Origin of the sequence: Antarcticibacterium sp. 1MA-6-2, assembly GCF_021535135.1 — a bacterium.
Lineage (GTDB): Bacteria > Bacteroidota > Bacteroidia > Flavobacteriales > Flavobacteriaceae > Gillisia.
Map to the genome: position 1 here is coordinate 168790 of NZ_CP091036.1, position 17770 is coordinate 186559.

Annotated in this window: 19 protein-coding genes and 1 pseudogene; 12 read left to right on the forward strand and 8 right to left on the reverse strand. The window is 36.4% G+C overall.

The annotated features are described in order from the left end of the window. Positions 1–47 precede the first annotated feature (47 nt). The 5 genes from LZ575_RS00760 (at position 48) to LZ575_RS00780 (ending at position 6577) form a co-directional block, all read left to right on the forward strand. Complete coding sequence (locus tag LZ575_RS00760) at positions 48–3215, forward strand: CheR family methyltransferase (RefSeq protein ID WP_255702720.1); 3168 nt, start codon at positions 48–50, stop codon at positions 3213–3215. A gap of 98 nt (positions 3216–3313) precedes the next feature. Beyond that, positions 3314–5326, forward strand: a complete 2013-nt coding sequence (locus LZ575_RS00770; protein WP_235327678.1) for a histidine kinase dimerization/phospho-acceptor domain-containing protein — start codon at positions 3314–3316, stop codon at positions 5324–5326. Between the two features lie 8 nt (positions 5327–5334). After that, on the forward strand, positions 5335–5439 hold the full coding sequence (locus LZ575_RS24145) for an ATP-binding protein (protein ID WP_409187234.1): 105 nt from the start codon (positions 5335–5337) through the stop codon (positions 5437–5439). Positions 5440–5451: 12 nt separating this feature from the next. Beyond that, positions 5452–6042, forward strand: a complete 591-nt coding sequence (locus tag LZ575_RS00775) for a response regulator (protein ID WP_235327680.1) — start codon at positions 5452–5454, stop codon at positions 6040–6042. Beyond that, positions 5993–6577, forward strand: a complete 585-nt coding sequence (locus LZ575_RS00780; protein ID WP_235327682.1) for a biliverdin-producing heme oxygenase — start codon at positions 5993–5995, stop codon at positions 6575–6577. The genes LZ575_RS00775 and LZ575_RS00780 overlap by 50 nt, the downstream gene beginning before the upstream one ends. A gap of 161 nt (positions 6578–6738) precedes the next feature. Here LZ575_RS00780 and LZ575_RS00785 read toward each other — a convergent pair whose 3' ends face one another. After that, positions 6739–7320: a pseudouridine synthase gene (locus LZ575_RS00785; RefSeq protein WP_235327684.1), complete on the reverse strand. Its 582-nt coding sequence runs from the start codon at positions 7318–7320 to the stop codon at positions 6739–6741. 175 nt (positions 7321–7495) lie between these two features. On the opposite strand from LZ575_RS00785, the gene azu reads away from it, so the two are divergent. Further along, a complete protein-coding gene (gene azu, locus LZ575_RS00790; RefSeq protein WP_235327686.1) occupies positions 7496–8047 on the forward strand; it encodes an azurin in 552 nt (183 codons plus the stop codon). 354 nt (positions 8048–8401) lie between these two features. After that, on the forward strand, positions 8402–10294 hold the full coding sequence (gene serA, locus LZ575_RS00795; protein ID WP_235330798.1) for a phosphoglycerate dehydrogenase: 1893 nt from the start codon (positions 8402–8404) through the stop codon (positions 10292–10294). 9 nt (positions 10295–10303) lie between these two features. Here serA and LZ575_RS00800 read toward each other — a convergent pair whose 3' ends face one another. Next, positions 10304–10507, reverse strand: coding sequence for a hypothetical protein (locus LZ575_RS00800; RefSeq protein WP_235327688.1), 204 nt, complete (start codon positions 10505–10507; stop codon positions 10304–10306). 327 nt (positions 10508–10834) lie between these two features. On the opposite strand from LZ575_RS00800, the gene LZ575_RS00805 reads away from it, so the two are divergent. Further along, the gene (locus tag LZ575_RS00805; protein ID WP_235327690.1) at positions 10835–11863 is read left to right on the forward strand and encodes a hypothetical protein; all 1029 of its coding nucleotides are present in this window, start codon (positions 10835–10837) and stop codon (positions 11861–11863) included. Positions 11864–12289: 426 nt separating this feature from the next. Here LZ575_RS00805 and LZ575_RS00810 read toward each other — a convergent pair whose 3' ends face one another. Next, positions 12290–12796, reverse strand: a complete 507-nt coding sequence (locus LZ575_RS00810) for a universal stress protein (protein ID WP_235327692.1) — start codon at positions 12794–12796, stop codon at positions 12290–12292. A 256-nt stretch (positions 12797–13052) separates the two neighbouring features. Between LZ575_RS00810 and LZ575_RS00815 the strand changes: the two genes are divergently transcribed. Continuing rightward, complete coding sequence (locus LZ575_RS00815; protein WP_235327693.1) at positions 13053–13412, forward strand: hypothetical protein; 360 nt, start codon at positions 13053–13055, stop codon at positions 13410–13412. Next, positions 13409–13675, forward strand: a complete 267-nt coding sequence (locus tag LZ575_RS00820; protein ID WP_235327695.1) for a zinc ribbon domain-containing protein — start codon at positions 13409–13411, stop codon at positions 13673–13675. Before LZ575_RS00815 ends, LZ575_RS00820 begins: the two co-directional genes overlap by 4 nt. An 18-nt stretch (positions 13676–13693) precedes the next feature. Here the strand turns inward: LZ575_RS00820 and LZ575_RS00825 are convergent, their stop codons facing one another. Both LZ575_RS00825 and LZ575_RS00830 read right to left on the reverse strand, forming a co-directional pair. Further along, positions 13694–13939: a hypothetical protein gene (locus LZ575_RS00825; protein WP_235327697.1), complete on the reverse strand. Its 246-nt coding sequence runs from the start codon at positions 13937–13939 to the stop codon at positions 13694–13696. A 235-nt stretch (positions 13940–14174) separates the two neighbouring features. Then, positions 14175–14525 (reverse strand): universal stress protein, encoded by a 351-nt coding sequence (locus LZ575_RS00830; RefSeq protein ID WP_235327699.1) that lies wholly within the window; start codon positions 14523–14525, stop codon positions 14175–14177. Positions 14526–14717: 192 nt separating this feature from the next. On the opposite strand from LZ575_RS00830, the pseudogene LZ575_RS00835 reads away from it, so the two are divergent. Further along, positions 14718–15524 (forward strand): annotated as a pseudogene (locus tag LZ575_RS00835) (SDR family NAD(P)-dependent oxidoreductase). Positions 15525–15650: 126 nt separating this feature from the next. Here LZ575_RS00835 and LZ575_RS22170 read toward each other — a convergent pair. Continuing rightward, positions 15651–15785 carry a hypothetical protein gene (locus LZ575_RS22170; RefSeq protein WP_255702721.1) on the reverse strand — a complete coding sequence of 45 codons (135 nt, stop codon included), beginning with the start codon at positions 15783–15785 and terminating at the stop codon, positions 15651–15653. Positions 15786–15868: 83 nt separating this feature from the next. Here LZ575_RS22170 and LZ575_RS00840 point away from each other — a divergent pair, with 83 nt between their 5' ends. Next, entirely contained in the window at positions 15869–16570 is a 702-nt protein-coding gene (locus LZ575_RS00840; protein ID WP_235330799.1) for an MFS transporter, read from the forward strand. A 335-nt stretch (positions 16571–16905) separates the two neighbouring features. Here LZ575_RS00840 and LZ575_RS00845 read toward each other — a convergent pair whose 3' ends face one another. Continuing rightward, positions 16906–17169 carry a hypothetical protein gene (locus LZ575_RS00845; protein WP_235327701.1) on the reverse strand — a complete coding sequence of 88 codons (264 nt, stop codon included), beginning with the start codon at positions 17167–17169 and terminating at the stop codon, positions 16906–16908. Further along, positions 17170–17763 carry an alpha/beta hydrolase gene (locus LZ575_RS00850; protein WP_235327703.1) on the reverse strand — a complete coding sequence of 198 codons (594 nt, stop codon included), beginning with the start codon at positions 17761–17763 and terminating at the stop codon, positions 17170–17172. Between the last annotated feature and the right edge of the window lie 7 nt (positions 17764–17770).

Consider the following 17770-nt stretch of genomic DNA (forward strand, 5'->3'; position numbering starts at 1 on the left):
GCAGTGACGGTACCAGAGGAATTAGAGCTATAAAGGAAAAGGATGGGATGGTAATGGTCCAGGATCCTGAACAGGCAAAGTTCGATGGCATGCCTCAAAGTGCTATACATACAGGATTGGTGGACTATGTTTTAAAAGTTGAAGATATGGGTGAGGAGCTAAGCAATTTTATTAATGCTCCTGTGGTATTACACTTTACTGAAGGTAATATTGAATATGATGAACATACCTTATCTAAAATTCTTCACCTGGTAAATGAAAAAACAGGTTTGGATTTTAGGGAATACAAACATTCAACGCTTGCCAGGAGGGTTGCCAGGAGAGTAAATGTATGTAGATGTAATTCATTGGGAGAATATTACAGCTTATTACAGTCCAATGAAAATGAAATTCCTGTGCTTTATCGGGAGTTTTTAATAGGGGTCACAAAATTCTTCAGGGATTCGCGGGTGTGGGATATTTTAAGGGAGGAAGTAATTCCAGATCTTATTAAGAATAAAAAGGAAGGTGAAATTTTAAAAATATGGGATGTTGGCTGCAGTACAGGAGAGGAAGCCTATTCTCTTGGTATGCTTTTGAACGAAGAAATTGAGCGGCAGGACAAAAAAGTAGAGGTTAAGATTTTTGCGACTGACATTTCACAAAAACACCTTGATATAGGAAGCCAGGGAATATATTCAGAGAGTATAGTTGCAGACGTTGCACCACATCTCATGCAAAAATATTTTTGTGTTAAAAGCAAAGGATATCAGGTTGTAGAACAAATAAGAAGAATGGTTATTTTTTCTAAACACAACGTGATCAAGAATCCACCATTTAGTAATATGGAAATGGTTTTGTGCCGTAACCTATTGATTTATTTTCAGCCCTCTATTCAAAGGAAAGCTTTAAATGTACTGCACTACGGTTTAAAAGAAGAAGGTGTTTTAGTGTTGGGCACAAGTGAAACTGTTCAAACTCACCGGGAATTTTTTGAGGATATAAGCCGAAAATGGAAAATTTACCGGAACATTAATCCTCGTAAAAGGCTAAATTCTGAAAATTTACATTCATCTTCCCGTATTCTGGTTGAAAATAAGACGTTTAGAAAACGTAGTAATGTTTCTGCTTCTCAGGGGAATATAAGACAGAAGTTCGTCAACGAACTTAATGAAGCTATTCTGGAACAATTCGGTGGGGCTAGTGTTTTTGTTGATTCAGAATTTAATATTCTACAGGCAATTGGTCAATTTAGAAGATACGCTAATTTACCTGTTAACGGTTTTTCTATCAATCTCCTGGATATGTTAGAGCAGGACCTGAAGCACATAGTGCAAGCTACCGTGAGAAATGCCGAAAAAGAGAACGATAAGGTATATTACAAAGATGCAGTCTATGAACACAATTTTGAGAAGAAATCTCTGGATCTAATTGTAAAACCTTTTAAACAGCACAACCTCGACAACGAAAATAGTTTTGTTATTACGTTCTTAGAAAAAGAAATTGAACTGCATAAAATAACAGAAGTTGAGAAGGTTACCCTTACCAGCAGGACTAAAGAGTACATTGCAGAACTTGAGACCGAACTAAAGAGGACTAAAGAGGAATTGCAAACCTCCCTTGAGGAAATTGAAACCAGCAATGAAGAATTGCAGGCGGCTAATGAAGAATTGCTTGCCAGTAATGAAGAGTTGCAAAGTACCAATGAAGAACTACAGAGTGTAAACGAGGAGATAAATACAGTGAATGCAGAAAATGTTCAGAAAATGGATGATCTGGCTGAACTAAATGCGGACATGAATAATCTTCTCGAAAGTATTGATATAGGTACCATATTTCTCGACAGTTCCCTGAGAATAAGAAAATTTACACCAGCTATTAAAAAACACTTCAGCCTTATAAATTCTGACATAGGAAGGCCTATTCATAATTTCACAACCAATTTTGGAGTTTTAAAAGGACGTAAAGATCTTCTTTCAAGATGTAAAAAAGTAATTGAAACAGGAAAAAAGCAGGAAAGACATATAGTTTCACGGGAAGGAAATCATTATTTACAACGTATTTCCCCTTTTATCAATTCCGGAGAAAAACCCGATGGTGTTGTAATAACTTTTGTAGATATAGAGACTTTACAAAAGGCCCAGGATAAATTAGTGGCAAGTGAAAAGAAATTTAAATCTTTTTACGAAAAAGATCCTGTGCTTCACTTTAGTGTAGACCCTAATACCTCTATAATAAAAGAGTGTAATGAAAAGGCAGTTGAGAAGCTGGGATATTCCTCAAAAGAGGAATTGATTGGCAGGCCTATGTATGAACTTTATGAAGATGAAGCTCAGCTTAAAGCTGTAAAACTCAATAATTTGTTTATAAAGCAGGGGGAACTTACTAATGTAGAGCAGGAAATGATTACCAAATCTGGTAAAAAATTACCAGTACTTCTTAATTCTACAGTGGAGTTGGATGAGGATAACAATGTGGTGAGTAACAGGTTCACCTGTGTTGATATATCTGAACTTAAGGAGGCCCAGGTAAGACTACGAAAAAAGAAAGTAGCTTTGGAAAGAGCAAATAAAGATTTGGAGCAATTTGTTTCCATTTGTTCTCATGACCTGCAGGAACCTTTAGCAACTATTAAATTTGGAAGTGACATTTTGGGCAAGATATATTCCAAACAGCTGGACGAAAAGGGTAAGGAATATATTAAATATATTGATGAAGCTTCAGACAGGCTTTCGAACCAGATCAAAGCTTTACTCGATCATTCCAGGATTGGCCAAAATACTGAAAAAACTTTGGTAAATACCAAAGAACTTGTCGAGGTAGTGAAGTATGATCTTGGAAAACGAATTAAAGATACAAGTGCAAAAATTCATGTTGGTGCCCTGCCAAAAATAATGGCCTACCAGGTGGAATTAAGGCTCCTGTTTCAAAACCTTATAAGTAATGCTTTAAAATATAAAGCTGAAGACCGGGATCCGGAGATTAGAATTTCAGCTTTTCCCGAGGGGAACTTTTGGGTTTTCTCAATTATGGATAACGGTATAGGAATTTCGGAAGAAGATCAAAAAAATATATTTACCATATTTAACCGGGTTAAAACACGTGAAAAATATGAAGGTACCGGGGTGGGACTTGCTCACGCTGAAAAAATCGTTTTACTCCATGAAGGAACAATTTGGGTAGATTCTCAACCGGGAGTAGGAAGTACTTTTTATTTTAAAGTGAAAACGGACTAATATGAAGTTACTTAGCAGAGGATTATCCTTCTCAAATAGATGTAACCAATTGTGACCGTGAACCCATACATATAATAGGAAAATCTCAGGCTCACGGGGTGATTCTCGCCTGTGACAAAAGAAACTTCAGGATAACTCAGTGTAGTGAAAACTCTTCTGAAATTCTGAGGTTTAAAGTTTCTGAGCTTGTAGGAAAACCACTGTCTGTCCTGTTAGCTGAAAACTCTTACAAAGGTTTAAATCCGGGAAAAGGAGAAAAAATCCTGCTTCCCGAAGCAAAGTTCAATAATTCCTCTTTTCTCGTTATTGCGCATACTTCCGAAGAAAGTTTGATCCTGGAGTTTGAGCCATTGGCAGGTAGTACAACACCTGTCAATTATCAGGAGCAGCTAAGTAGGATCCTCAATGAATTAACAGCGGCAGAATCTATCGAGCAAATGTGCAATAAGGCTGCTTACCTGGTAAAGACGCTTTTTGGGTATGACCGGGTAATGCTTTATCACTTTGACGAGGAGTGGAACGGGGAAGTAATTGCCGAAGAGAAAGAGGAAAAGCTGGAGAGCTGGTTAGGACTTCATTATCCAGCTACAGATATTCCAAAACCTTCAAGAGATCTATTTTTAAAACAGGGGGTAAGAATGATTAGCGATGTTAATTATTCTCCTGCAGTAATTACTCCCGAATATTCTCCAATAAATAATAAACCACTGGACCTTTCCCGGTCTGAGCTTCGGGCTGTGTCTCCCATTCATATTGAATATTTAAAAAATATGGGTGTTGGAGCTTCTTTAACGGCAGCTATTGTTTTAAACGGTAAGTTGTGGGGTCTCCTTGCCTGCCACCATTACATAGCAAAATTTGTAGATTATTATCAACGGCAATCGGTAAAATTTCTTACCCAGATCTTTACCAACAGGCTTGCCGTAAAAACTACCGAAATATCTATAGAAAAATCCCGGTATTCTTTGGAGATAAGGAAGAAGCTCGTGGAGCAAATGGATAATAACCAGGATATAATTTCAGCAATAACAAAAGATAAAACTTCTTTTACCGAAATCATTTCCTGTTCTGGTGGAGCAGTTTTTTTAGAAGATGAAATTGAACTTGTTGGTAAAACACCCTCCCGGGAGGAAGTGCAGCATTTAGTAGAAAATCTTCTTAATAGGCAAAAGATATTTCACACCAATCAACTGGAAAAGATCTTTCGTGCTGCGGGTGCTTATAAGGACGTAGCTTCGGGAGTACTTTCAGTACAAATAGGTGAAAGTGAAAAAAACCTTCTAATATGGTTTCGGGAAGAAACTTCAGAAAGTGTAAATTGGGGAGGAAAACCTGAAAAAGATGAAGTCATTAAGGGAGGAGTAAAATATTTAAGCCCTCGCAACTCTTTCAAAAAATGGACACAGAAGGTATCAGGAATTTCGAGACCCTGGAGAGATTATGAATTTGATGCAGCGATTGCACTGCAGGAGAGTATTACCCATAAAATTGTTCAGCAACAAAAAGAGGAAATAAATGACCTAAATAAGCGCCTTACCCTGGTCAACAAAGAACTTGAGGCGTTTTCTTATAGTATTTCCCACGATTTACGAGCCCCATTAAGAGGAATAAGTGGTTATGCAAATATTTTATTGCAAGATCACGGTTCCCAATTAGATGAAAAGGGAGTGAAAGCATTAAATACAATTAAAAATTCTGCTGCAGGATTAAATCTCCTTATAAACGATCTTTTAAGTTTTGCGAAGCTTGGAAACGAGAAAATTCAGAGGAAACTTAGAGACCTGGAAAAGCTTATAGAGGAAATACTGGCTTCTTTAAACCTGGAGGACAATTATAGCAACACTCAAATTTCGATTAAAAACGGCTTTCCCGGTATTACCGGAGATGAAAAACTCATATTTCAATTGTATAGTAATCTTATTGAAAATGCTCTAAAATATTCTTCAGGAGTTGCCAGCCCTACGATAGAAATGGGTGCCATGCAACAAAGTGAACAGCCAGACGTTTTTTATGTAAGAGATAATGGAATAGGCTTTAATCCCAAATTAAGCAATAAAATATTTGATGTGTTTTCCCGGCTGGTGGGTGAGGAATATGCAGGAACCAGATAGGTTTAGCTATTGCCAGGAAGGTAGTTGATAAACACCAGGGGAAAATATGGGCTGAAAGCTCCCCCGGCCAGGGTTCCACTTTTTATTTTACTTTAGCGGGTAATGCTGAATAAACCTTGTAAAGAATGATCACGATTCCACTACGAATCCTTTTGGTTGAAGATGTAAAGACAGATGCAGAGCTTATAATCTGGCATATCAATAAAATAGTGGAATTTCCACACGTAAAAGTGGTGGATGACCTGGAAGATTTTGAACTGGCACTCCAAAGTTTTGTGCCAGATGTTGTGATATCTGATTATAACCTCCCTACCTCTTCAGGAATTGAAATTTTTGAAAGTGCACGATCTACAGATGATTCAATTCCCTTTATATTTCTCACGGGAACAATAGAAGATGAGGTATTGGCTTCTAACACCTTTCTTGCAGGTGCCAGTGGTTTTATTCTAAAAAAGCATATGGATAATCTCGATGCGAAGTTAGGGCCTCTACTGAAGCAGATTGTTTTTAATATGGTAGGGAGAACAGAGATAAGGGAGAAGGTAAGGCAAAACAAGATCGCGGTGAACCAAATTTACAATTACCTCGATAACCTCAATGTTGATACAGAGGAGCAAAGGGAGAATATTATTCAAATAAGGAAGAACATAGAAAACATAAAATCAGATGCTGGAAAGGTTAAGGGAAGAAACAAAGGAGCTTCACAGGGAGATTGAGAAAGGAAATTTAGCTGAATTTATCCTCTCCCATACTATTACACGGGATCAATATAAGCTGCTATTGCTGCAAAATTATATAGCTTATTCAGTTACTGAAGGACAAATAAAAGTTTTCCTTGTTGAATTCCCGGCTGATAAGTGTGAACAGCTTCAAAAGGATTTGGAAGGAGAGGGAGTGGATTATTCTATCGCTAAAAATTTTCAAAAATACTTCAGCATAAACAATAGAGCTGAAGCCATAGGAGCTGCTTATGTTGTTGAAGGCTCCTCTTTGGGAGGAATGATGATTTCCCAACAAATAGCAAAATGTCCTTCTCTATCAGAAATAGAAAAGCATCATTTCTTTAGTGGGAACAGGCAAGCCGTAAATGGCTGGAAGCAGTTCTGCAAAATGGTAAAAAAGGAAACATTTTCAGCTTCTGAAGAAGAGCAGGCAGTGCAAAAAGCCAGGGAAACATTTCAGTTTTTTGGCAAAGTTTTTTCTGAAGTGAAATTGCTTACCCCTTCCGAGGTTATACCTGTGAATAAATAATTTTCAGGTTAATGGAAGCCTTAAAAACAAAGCTTACTAATGCTGAATTATAGAGAGTGGCAACAATTATTCACTTAATTAAGTTCAGCGGCAAAGGGTTTATTTAATTGCTCCTGCACCATTTCCTGATCAAACCTTCTTGTGGCTGTAGAATGTTTTTATTAAATATCCAGAAGAAACTCTGATACTTCTCTGACCTCTCCCGGCGAAAACCCCTCGATAGTTTCCTGGCCAATCCGCACACGAACCAGCCTAAGGGTGGGATATCCTACTACGGCCGTCATTTTCCTAATTTGCCGGAATTTTCCCTCTACCAAGGTTATAGAAATCCAGCTGCTGAGACCATGGCGATCATCTCTAACTTTCTTAAGGCGTACGGGTAGAGCAGGAGGAGTCTTAAGAAGATAAGCCCGGCAGGGAAGTGTTAAATATTTTTGACCATTAACCGAAATTTCAACCCCATCCTTTAATCTTTCAATGGCCTGTGGATCTATAGAACCATCTACCTGTACGTAATATTCCTTTTCAACCTTTTTACTTCTTACCTCCTCACTTATATTTCCACTCGTAGTAATAAACAGCAAACCTTCTGAATCTTCATCAAGACGTCCAATGGCCATGGAGCCGGGAGGAAATTCGTGCAATTCGCCAAGCAACTTTTTATTCTTCCGTTTAGTCTGATTATTGAGGAATTGGCTTAAAAAACCATAGGGTTTATAAAGTTTAAAGTTTTCAACTTTCATAATCACTTTCTCATAAGTTATTACTATTCAGAAACCAGTAATTTTTTTTTGCTGAATGCTCGTGTTTTCGGGCCAAATGTAAGGTTATTCTATTAGAATCAATTATCTTTGGAGAGCCTTTATAACTACCTTTTTTGAGGTAAAAGGTTTAAATCTTTAACCTAAAAATTTTAAAATGAAAAACTTAAGTAAAATATTATTTGTGATGGCAGCCACTGTTTTAATAGGTTGTGGTAACGAGAAAAAACAGGAAGAAAACGAGGATTTTACAATTAGTGGAGAGAATACAACTGTAGACGCGGTAGAAAGCACCCTAGACGATGAAGATGCGGTTAACTCTTCTTCTGATTCCAATGTTGTTGAAATTTCTCTAACTGCTAATGATCAAATGCAGTTTGGTAAGAATGAAATAAAAGTAAAAGCTGGCCAAACTGTTAGATTGACCTTAGAGCATGTGGGTCAAATGCAGGAAAATGTGATGGGCCACAACTTTGTTCTATTAAAACAAGGTACTAATATTAACGAATTTGGTCAGGCAGCAGCTCAGGCAGCTGATAATGATTATATCCCTCAAAATTCTGATAAAGTAATAGCTCATACCGAAATAATTGGTGGAGGAGAAACTACTACAATAGAATTTACTGCACCAGCAGCCGGAACTTACGACTTCATTTGTAGCTTCCCCGGACATTATGCTTTAATGCAGGGAAAATTTATTGTGGAGTAAAAATTTAAGTCTTTTAAAAAAGAACGCAGCCCCCGGCTGCGTTTTTTTGTTTCTACAAATTGCCAAACTTTTTTATTTCCTGCTGTTTCTTACCAGATGATCTTACTCTAAGTATTCTTCCTCTCAATCCCAAAAACGCAAACGGGGATCATTTTATAGACAAAAAGCACTTCGCGATATTTAGGAATTCTAATTTAGCGCCAGGAAATTTCAGAAAAATTAAATCGATTCCAGATTTTGTTAGTGATTCAATAATGCCTGCAGATTAGAAAATTTTCCTGAAATATTTTCCCAAAAATAAGCTTTCCAAAATTGGAGAAAGCATTAGCTTTAGGGCAAATTTTAGGATTACCTATGGAAAATAACCGACATTTTGTAATTGATTTTGATAGCACTTTTACGAAAGTTGAAGCTCTGGATGTTCTTGGAGAAATTTCTCTTGCAAATGATAAAGAAAAGAAGGAGAAATTAAAACAAATTGAGGATTTGACCGATCTTGGAATGAAAGGTGAAATATCTTTTAGAGAATCTCTCGTAAAACGGCTGGATTTACTACAGGCGAATAGAGATCACCTGGATCCTCTCATTGAAAACCTTAAAGACAAAGTTTCCCAGTCCTTCATTCGTAATCGTGAATTCTTTAAAGATAATTGCGACAATGTTTATATAGTTTCCAATGGCTTTAGAGAATTTATTGTCCCTATTGTAGAAGAGTATGGAGTAAAAGGAGAAAATGTTTTTGCGAACACCTTTGAGTACAATGAAGAGGGAAAAATCACGGGATTTGATTATAACAATGTTTTATCTTCAAACAACGGTAAAGTTGAAAAATTAAAAGAGCTTAATCTTCAGGGTGATGTATACGTGATAGGCGATGGGTATACAGACTATGAAATAAAAGCCTCCGGACTTGCCAATAAATTTTATGCATTTACTGAAAATGTGGAGCGGGAAAAAGTACTCGCAAAAGCAGATCATATAACTCCCAGTCTTGATGAATTTCTTTTTTTACACAATATGAACAAAGCCATTTCTTACCCAAAAAACAGAATTAATGTTTTATTGCTTGAAAACGTACATCCCGATGCTTTAAGAAAAATGAAAGAGGAAGGATATAATGTTACTACTCATCCGGGAGCTATGGATGAAGAGGAACTGGCAGAGCGAATTAAGGATGTTTCAGTAATTGGTATTAGATCCAAGACCCATCTTACCAAAAAAGTATTAGATAAAGCCAACAGGCTTATTGCCGTAGGAGCTTTTTGTATTGGAACAAACCAAATAGATCTCGAAGAATGTCTTAAGAAGGGCGTGGCAGTTTTTAATGCTCCTTATAGTAATACACGATCTGTAGTTGAGCTGGCTATAGGTGAGATTATTCTGCTTATGCGTAACCTTCCTGATAAAATCAAGTTGATGCACGAAGGTAAGTGGGACAAATCTGCAAGTAATAGTTTTGAAATACGTGGTAAGAAATTAGGAATTGTAGGCTATGGTAACATTGGAGCACAACTCTCTGTGGTTGCAGAATCTATTGGTTTTGATGTTTATTATTTTGATGTTGAGGAAAAGTTGCCATTAGGAAATGTTACCAAATGCAATACATTAAAAGAATTACTTAATAAAGTAGACATTGTTACCCTACACGTAGATGGAAGGAAAGAAAATAAAAACCTCATTGACGAGGAAAAATTTGACCAGATGAAAGAGGGGGTTATCTTCCTTAATTTAAGCCGTGGTCACGTGGTAGATATTGTAGCTCTTAAGAAAAATATTGAAAGCGGAAAAGTTTTAGGAGCAGGAATAGACGTTTTCCCGAGTGAGCCAAAAACGAATAATGAAGAATTTGCATCAGAACTTCGTGGACTGCCAAATGTAATTCTTACTCCACACATAGGAGGAAGTACCCTGGAAGCTCAGGAAAATATTGGGAATTTTGTTCCTGCGAAGATTATGGAATATATTAATACAGGAAGTACCACCAACAGTGTTAACTTTCCAAATCTGCAACTTCCGGTTTTAAAGAATGCTCACCGCCTAATCCATATACATCAAAATGTACCCGGTATTTTGGCTGAGATAAACCGTATCCTGGCTGGTCATGATATCAACATAGTGGGCCAATACCTTAAAACAAATGAAACTATTGGATATGTAATTACCGATATTAACAAGGAATACGACAAAACAGTTATAGGTGATCTAAGGAAATTAAAAGGAACAATACGTTTTAGAGTATTGTACTAGTATCTTAATTTAGATCGAGGTTCTAAATACTTTAGGATATATCTTCTCAAAAACAAGGAGCATAGCCTCCTCTGTGATATACTCAAAAGAGATACTGGCCTCTTTGGGATTAATCCTTATATTGTCCAGACCGCTTATAGCTGAAAGTTTTTTAGTCAGGTTTAAAAGTTCTTCTTCCCAACTAAAATTTTCTATAAATATTTTGGCTCTCATAGCTTTAGAAAAAAGTGTTATGCTTTATTTTTAATTTCAATAAAGGTCACTATTACGGCCGAATGTTTTTATGACCGTGATCAGGTTTTGGAGAATTTTTTGTTTTCCATAGTTCCTCTGTTCCAATAATGCACTTTCCCGAATTAGGTGAAAACCCTTATAGGTCAATTTGAAGAAAATTACCTAATTTAAACATTCCTCCTAAATAGATTACAGCTATAAAGCAATACAGCATTACTGCTGTTTTGCTTGTTATTTCTACCCCATTGAATTTTCGTAACCATCATATACATAATTTAAGTCGGAAATTAATTTAATAGAGTAATAATGAAAAAGCTGAACATTTTTGTTGGGATATTTGCAGTGCTTACAGTACTTCTTGCGTGTTCAGGAGATTCGGAAAATTTACAGCAAACTAGTAGTCCTGATAAATCAATTTTATCCTTTGGAGCTGTTCTTAATGATCTGGCTTCTCTTAAAGAAGCTTTAAAACAGGAGATTGGAGAAATCCCGGATTGTTCTGAAGATGTTCCCGCTTTTCTGGAGGTAGTTATATCCAGGAACGATATTGAAGTGGTGGGAAGCATGGAGAAGCCATTCAAAATTAAGATAAATCCTAATGCAGTAGATTCAAATGGAGACGGCATGGTCGAATATATTTCTCAAAAAGCAGCAGAAGTTGAACTTGAGCCAGGGAATTACACACTTGAACATTTCACTGTTTTAAATTCTTTAGGAGAGGTAATATGGATTGCTCCAGTAGTAATTGAGGGAAATCAATTTTTTGCGAGCATCATGGATAGGCCTCTTCCTTACCGTTTTAGCTTGGCACCAGGTTTAAAAAAGTATTTAGATATTCAGGTATTTTGTTTTAACAACCGTTTCGTCTTAAATGCAGATCCTCTTGAAGCAATGGAATTTTGCATCTTTGGCAATTACTGTAATGAAGATGACAGGCACGCAGATGCTATGGGAATTATAGCCAGTATATGGAAATATAGTGGAAATGAAGAAGAGCCGCGGGGAACACTGTTATATGAAAATGTGAAGAACGGAATAGTGGTAACCGATTATTTTGAGGAAGGTTATTCTGAAACAACTGCCGATCCTATTTGTGTCTCCCTTCCCGGTACCGCAGAAAATGATGAGTTTTATATTGAAATAACCCTGGGAAGTGGTGTAGGTTACACTGCTGAAGAAAAACTAATTAGAAAGGGAATAATTAACGAAGAAGATATTAAACTTCTTTATGACGGTGCAGATAGGCTTGATTACTACCACATAAGAGAGGGTAATTGTAATTTAGCTGATTCTCCTGAACTTCTGAATGTTATTGTTTCTGAAGATGCCAATTAAGATATAATATCAGGAGAGCATTAAACCGGGATGTCTATATTTCTTGTACTGGTTTTATATGAAGTTTTCGTAGCCGGACATTACTTATTAAATTTTCCTGAAGGGATTACAAGTAGGGGTATTTTTAAATTAAATCCTATCTCATTGATCACAGGCCGAAAAAGTAGATTCTCGAAAAATGAGTGTTTATTGCTCACCATTACCATCATATCCGTCTCCGTTTTCTCCTGAAAAGCGTATATGCCACGTGATACAGTTTGTTCTTCCAAATTGTGAAACTCGTGTGGAATTTCTGAAAGATAGGAAGAAAGGAGATCTTTTTGTTTTAACTGTTGAGGTTGTAAAGCAATCCCAAAATTGACATGGAGAATATGTATGGTTGATTTACAACCTACAGCGAGATCTTTGAGGACATTAAGCTGGTCGCTAAGTGTAATTCACATCATAATCTGTAGGAAAAAGAATGTTATGGGGAAGCTTAAAATGAAATCCTGAAGGAATAGCCAGGAGGGGGCACTTAATTCTTTTAATAGCATGCACTGTGTGGGTTCCAAAGAGGATTTGTTCCGCACCCGTAGCTCCCTTTGTACCCATTACCACCATATCTATATTTTGGTCCTTTACTATTTCCCTGATGGATTCGTTTAACAAATTAAATTCAGCAATTTTCTCAAAACAGTGCTTTTTGTTATTATAGTCCTGCCTTATCTTTTCTTCGATCTTTTCAAGTCCTTTCAGGGAATTTTCATTGTAGATCTCATCCAGGCTTAGACTGGAGGAATTGTACAAGATGAAAACAGAATCATATAATACCGGAGTGTAAGTATTCAATAGATAAAAGGTACACTCTTCATTCCATAGAAGTTGTATGGCATATCGTATTGCGTTAAACGCATTCTGTGAAAAATCTGTGGGCAATAAAACTCTTTTCATAACCTAATATATTTATTAAAATTACCCGATAATTTTTTACTGTAAAATGACCTATATCAGTTCTCGCTTTTTTTGTTTAGAGCGGTACCAATAAGGTAAGAATCCCTATTAGATTAATAAAATTTTGGCACAATCCTTTTTCTTTTAAAGTTAGATTTAAACTATATTTAAAAGAGACCCATAGGGGTCCGGAAAAATTATCTTATTATGAAAAATTCTGTAAGCCTTAATACTGCTCAAACTTTTTACCAAAAACTTGGGAAACCTATTTTACGCTATTGCCGCGGCCGATAATGATGTCAATGAAGTGGAAATTCAAACTTTAAAATCAATTGTTGAGGAAGAGTGGGTGAAACTGGACGAAACAAAAGACGAATTTGGAACAGATACTGCTTACCAAATTGAAATAATCTTTGATTGGCTCGATGAAAACACACCTGATCCTGAAGAAGCATTTACCCAATTTAAGGATTATCGTGTAGAGCATGAAAATCTTTTTGATGAGGAGACAGATCATTTAATTTGGAAAACCGCCTATAAAATTGCTGTGTCTTTTGCAGGAAAAAATGAAGATGAAATGATTATGTTATCAAAATTGAAAGCACTCTTAAAATGAAAGATCTTCCCATTTGTCAAAGTTGTGCTGTCACTCTAAATGAGGAGAATAAAGGTACCAACCGGGACCGCAGCATTAATCAGGAATACTGCAGGTCCTGTTTTGACAATGGGAAATTTTTGGATCCCTCACTTAGCCTGCATTGCCTGGAAGTTCAAATAATGGAAATGGCAAAAGTCCATAACGATTTTTCTCTGGAGGAGGCTCAACAAATGATCAAACTTTTACCAGGCTTAAAGAGGTGGAAAATGAACCATCTTTAGGGGAAGGATCGTTAAACTTTATCGTGCTTCTCTAATACTTAATAATGGGATCCTCGTGCTGGATTGCATTTTTTTTACAAGATCACGGTGAACCATAGCCTTAAAACTTAATTTAGATAGATGTTCCATCATAACTATAAGATCGGCATTGGTTTCCTCAAGGCAATCTATGATGGATTCAATAACATCTGTGGAACTTAAGGTTCTAAATGATATATTTTTATAGCCCGTTTTTTCAAACAGCAGTTCTTTAAACCATTCCATAAGTTCATTAGCTTCGCTTTCCCGCCCAATTGCTACGTGAACAATGGTAATGTTTAATTGTAATGGCTTAAAGGTTAGGAGTAACTCACAAATATTCTTAATGTCTTCTTCAGCAAAATCTGTAGTGTATAAAATATTTTCCAGGCTTTTAAAAATAAAATTTCCGGGAACAGTAAGAACAGGAATGGGTGAGGCAGAAATTAACTGTTCTGCTGTACTACCAGGGGAAAATCCTTTAACAGTTCCTGAGCCACAGGAGCTTAGTGACTACCATAAGCACATCTATGTCTCTTGTGAATTTAATTATTTCCCGACAAACATTTTCTCCTTTTACTACTGCAAGCGAAAGATCCAGATTCTCGAAATTTTCCTGAAGGTTCAGGCTACAAAATTTTTGAAGCCTCCGGGTATGGTGAGAAATAATTTCCTTTTTTTCTGAAGGAGTTCTCGCAGAAGAAAGATCATCAGGATTAAAAGTATGCAGGACAATAACATCTTTTTTTAGAAGCTTCCCCAGTTCATAAGTGTATCTTAAAGCAGCAACAGAATTTTCTGAAAAATCTGTAGCATAAACTATTTTTTTCATAACCCGGAATTTTAAATAAAGTTAATCCACAACTTGTTGATCTGGAATGATATTCCTCAGCTTTCCCGGTTAATGAAATATTTTCCTGAGGTTTATAATTTATAGTTTTTTGGGAAGGGTTTACATTTTCTTTAAAACCAATTCAATTTGTAGTTCAGTATCTTGAAGTAAAATAATTAAGTAAATAAAATTATGAGCGAGAATAGAAAAACTGTATTAATAACCGGAGCATCAAGTGGAATAGGGAAGGAGCTGGCAAAAAAGTTTGCTTCAGAAGGTTATGACATAATTGGGGTTGCACGTAACGAGAAGGAACTGGAACAGTTAAAATACGATCTAAAACAACAGCATAAGGCTGAAATGTTTGTAATTACCAAAGATCTTGCAGAGGATGGCGCTGCTAAACAGGTATATGAGGAGGTAAAGCAATTCGGTAGGCAGATAGATGTTTTGGTAAATGACGCTTAGGTGGGGCAAAGTGGAAAATTCTTTGACCTGCCTTTTGAAAGGGATACCGAATTAATTCACCTTAATGTAATTTCCCTTACTCACCTCACGAAACTATACTTAAAAGAAATGGTGGCAAGGGATGAAGGTAAAATACTCCAACTAGGATCTGTTGCAGGATTTCAACCGGGGCCGGGAATGGCTGTTTATCATGCAACTAAAGCTTATGTAGTTTCACTTTCTGAAGCAATTGCGACAGAACTTCAGGATATAGACAGCCATGTTTCTATTACCTGTCTTTGTCCAGGACCTACAGATACAAAATTCTTTTCCCGGGCAGATCTGGAGGAATCCAATGTAGTCCACTACAAGGATATGACTATGCAGCCGCCTGAAGAAGTGGCTAAAGGAGCTTATAAAGCTTTAATGGATGGAGAAAGAATTTATATTCCCGGAGCAACTAATAAAGTTATGACCTTTATAAGAAGGGCTATCCCTAAAAGTATGCAAGCCAACTTGCAGAAAAAATTCTATGAACATCACGAAGATTAAATTTTACAGAATAATCTCAGGGAGAAATGAAAATTTCTCATTTTTTTATAATTAAAATCCTACGGAAGCAAAATGAAGATAAGGTCAATTTAAAAGTTCCTTAAAATATTAATGCTGGTTTTATTCTTAAAAAATAAGCACAGATATTTGCACCTCACTTTCTGGAATGTCATCAAAAAAGCAACAACGTCTATCCTTAAGCATATATTTCTTTTTGTCAGGTTTTGGTTTTGCCACCTGGGCTTCCAGAATACCCAGCATAAAGATGTTTTTTGACCTCAATGAGGCACAGTTAGGAAATCTTCTTCTGGCTATGCTTAGTAAGTTCTCTAATAGGTTTACCAATTTCTGGCTGGCTCGTTTCCAGGTTTGACAGTCGACAGCCATTATTAATCTCCTTTTTATTTTTTTCCATTGCACTTGTTTTCATTGGGTTTGCTGAAAATCTCCTGATGATGGTTCTCTCCATAGGCATGTTTTCCTTTTCCATGAGAATCCTGAATATTTCTATGAACACCCAATCTTTAACGCTTCAAAAATTTTATGAAAAAAGAATTATCGGGAGTTTCCATGGTTTATGGAGTGCGGGTGGACTCTTTGGGGTTGGCTGCTCAACTTTAATGATTCATTACAATGTTTCCATGGAAACACATCTCGCTATAATAGGAGGATTCTTTCTTCTGGCAGCAGGAATTGCATATCAAAATCTTTTAAAAAAAGACAGGGCAAAAAGTGGAAATAAATTACAATTAAAAAATCCCGATAAGTTTATTCTCTACCTGGGTATCATGATATTTTTTGCAGCAGTTTGTGAGGGTGGAATGTTTGATTGGAGTGGGGTGTTTTTTAAAGAGGTGGTGAAGGAAGATACCTTTACGTTAGGCTATTTTATATTTATGTTATTTATGGCAATTTCCAGGTTTTTTTCTGACAGGTTAATTGACAGCCTGGGAATGCAAAATATGTTCATTTTAAGTGCCTCTATAATTTCAATGGGTATTTTGCTAATGGTATTTTTTCCTGTTTTTTGGCTTAAGCAATTATAGGTTTTAGCCTTGTAGGTTTTGGGGTAGCGGCTATTATTCCTATGATCTATGCCCTCGCTAAGTACTTCCAAAAAATATTCCCCGGGAATGGCTGTTTCCATTATTGCAACTTACGGTATAATAGGAATGTTGCTGGGACCACCCCTCATTGGATATCTGGCACACATATTTAATTTAAAAATTGCATTTTTGCTTTTGCTCCTGTGTGGATTAATGCAAATTCCTATTTCACGAAAATTTTTTAGACTACGGAAGACAAATGATTCGGATTGACAAAATTTTCAATGAGAGTTTCGGAAAAGATATTTCTCATTCGGAAATTAAAAAATTTTAAATTACTTCAGCAAAAATTCAAGGGGAATATGCGCTCTTTTTTTCCAGCTTTCTTCATTATGAGCAGCCCCTTCAAATTTTTTTGACACCCAGTTTTGATTGTTAATGTAGCCTCTGTTTTCCATGATCCTGTCTACTCTTAGTTGATAAGGTTCATAGGCAGCATCCATAGTTTCTGTACCATGATCAAAATAGATCTTATGATCTTCCGGGTCGGGAAGGGCAGAAGCTAATCCCCGAATATAGGCTTCTCCAATAAGAGGCACTTACCAATGTGTAGAGATACATCCTGCGGCTCCAAAAATAGCAGGATACTTAGAGATAGCATATAGAGATATTAGACCGCCCATGGACGATCCCATAATAACTGTATCCTTCTTCTCATTTGAAATAGGGTAAGTAGTTTTAATAAATGGAATAAGTTCTTCTACTATAAATTTCAGGTAATTGTTAGATTGTAATTCTGTAACTCCAAAATTAGCTTTTAGAATGGCCCTGGCCTGAGGAGTAGAGGTATATTCTTTTGGTACCTCGGGCATATATTCAATGAATCTTTTAAAACCATTATTGTGAATAGCTACTACAATGGTGGGAGCTACTTTTCCCTCACTTATAAGATTTTCCAATGTTTGTCCAATACCCCATTGTTTAGAATTGTTTTGAGAGCGATCATTAAAAATGTTTTGCCCATCATGAACATAAAGGACTTTATATTTTTGAACCTTATCAAAAGTGAAGCGTGGCGGTATCCAGACATCTACTGTACGATTGTCCACGTACCGGGATTCAAAATTCTTATGCTGTATAATGCTGCTTTTTGATCTTTCAGTAATTGCAAATGCAGATTCTCTTTCTGTCATAATTTAT